Annotated in this window: 2 protein-coding genes; both read right to left on the reverse strand. The window is 69.4% G+C overall.

Annotated features, from left to right (window positions below):
* Window positions 1-820, reverse strand: an 820-nt coding sequence (locus tag VGV06_16840) for a DUF222 domain-containing protein (protein ID HEV2056809.1), incomplete at its 3' end; no start/stop codon positions are given.
* A gap of 277 nt (window positions 821-1,097) precedes the next feature.
* The gene (locus tag VGV06_16845) at window positions 1,098-1,961 is read right to left on the reverse strand and encodes an ABC transporter substrate-binding protein (protein HEV2056810.1); all 864 of its coding nucleotides are present in this window, start codon (window positions 1,959-1,961) and stop codon (window positions 1,098-1,100) included.
* Window positions 1,962-2,017: the final 56 nt, after the last annotated feature.

The raw sequence follows: 2,017 nt of genomic DNA on the forward strand, positions 1-2,017 counted from the left end.
CCAGGCGCCGGGACGTTTCTGCGGAAACGCGCGCGCCGTCCTCCAGGACCGACTGGCCCGGCTGATCTGGCTCGGCTAGCGCCTGGGCGTCAACGTGGACCACCACCTGGTAGCGCTCGCCCGGGGCGCCGGGATCAAGCCCATGGTGCAAGGCCGTCTCCGCGAGGAGCGCCAGGGCGTCGGCCTGCCGCTGAGCCATCGTGGGCGTTTCCGCGGAAACGTTTCCGCGCCCGGCGTCCCCGTCCGGCACCCGGGCCCGCTGATATAGCGTCTCGCGCGCGGCTGCGAGCGCCTGGATGAGCAGCGCGCCCACCTCCGGTTCCAGCCGCCCCCGCACGACCACCATGCCGTCCTCGTCCTGGTGCACGTGAAGGGCCCGGCCCGCATGCCGCAGGGTGGTCTCCCGAGCCTCGGCGTGCCGGTCTACCCGACGCCAGCCGCGGACGATGCGCTCGACGTGCGCGGCCGTGCCCGCGCGCCCCACCGCCAGCAGGCGCGCTTCGGTCTCCGGCGTGGCCACGCGGGTGAGGGCGCGGACCTTGGCGTAGGACAGCTGCCCGCGGGCCAGGGCCTCGGCGAGGAGCGGCAACGTCTCGAGAGCCCGCGCGACCCGGACCCGTTCACGAGCCGCGCCCAGATCAAGCCCCACCCGCCAGGAGAGCCACGCGGCGCAGGAGCGGAAGCCCGAGTTCCATCCCCCTCGCGCGTCGAATTCCCGGATCAAGGTGAGGAGGCGGGCGGTGGCGGCGTCGAGGTGCGCCGACAGCTCGGCGATCTCGTCGCCGAGCCGGTCCAGCTCGGATGGCGAATGAATCTGCATGGCGAGCCCTCCTTCTGCTGAGGCGACTCTACACCCCGATTTCCGAGGGCCCGCCGAGCGTCCAGGATCGGCGTTTTCACGACGCGGAATGATTGTTGACTCGACCCCGGCCGATTGCGCACCGGCTGGCGACTGTGGGCCCCTGGGCCGGCATGTACCGCGCGCTGCCGCCGCATGAGCACGTCGCCCCGCAGAAGCTGTCAAACGGAAAAGCGCGGGATCCAGCCTGCGGCATGGATCTGTTGCTGCCCGGCAACGGGCGGGCGCCATTGGTCCGTCACTGGATCAGCTCATCCGCCCGCTGCAGCAGCGACGGCGGGATCGTGAGCCCGAGCGCCTTGGCGGTCTTGAGGTTGATCACCAGCTCGAACTTCGTGGGCTGCTCGACGGGCAGGTCGGCCGGCTTCGCGCCCTTCAGGATCTTGTCCACGTACGCGGCGCTGCGCCGGTAGAGATCGCGCAGGCTCGGCCCGTAAGACATGAGGCCCCCGGCGTCCACAAACTCCCGGACTCCGTATGCTGCCGGCAGGCGGCTCCTTGCTGCGAGGTCTGCGAGCCGTGTTCGGTGGAGGTTGAACATCCCATCTGACAGTACGAGGAGTGCTCCCGCGCGCTCTGTGGCCATCGCCGCGAATGCGCCGTCGAACTCGTTGGGTCCTCGGACCTCCAGGAGTTGAAGCTGCACTCCCAACGACCGAGCCGCGACGTTCAGTTCTCCTACCATGGGCGGGTGCCCCGGATTGGCCGGGTTCGAGAGGATCGCCACACGGCGGACCTTGGGGACGGTCTTCTTGAGGAGCTCCAGCTGTTTGCCGCCTATTTCCTGGCCGGCGCTGTAGGACGACCCTGTGACGTTCCCGCCCGGGCGCGCCAGGGTCGCGATGAGCCCGAGCCCAACAGGATCGGCACCACCGGAAATCATGACGATGGGGATCGTCTCGGTGGCGTTCTTGGCTGCCGCCGCTGCTGGCAGCGGCTGCGCTACGATGATGTCCACCTTGAGCCGGACCAGCTCGGCCGCGAGGTCGGGCAGCCGGTCGAACCGACCCTCCGCATATCGATAGTCGATGACAATATTCTGGCCCTCAACCCACCCGAGCTCGCGCAGCCCTTGCCGGAACGCGTCGAGGAAGGGCGACATATCGGAAGGGGACCTCCCCCCAAGAAAACCTATCCGAGGCACCTTTCCCGCCTGCT

The sequence above is a fragment of the Candidatus Methylomirabilota bacterium genome, from assembly GCA_035936835.1.
In the GTDB taxonomy this organism is placed as follows: domain Bacteria; phylum Methylomirabilota; class Methylomirabilia; order Rokubacteriales; family CSP1-6; genus AR37.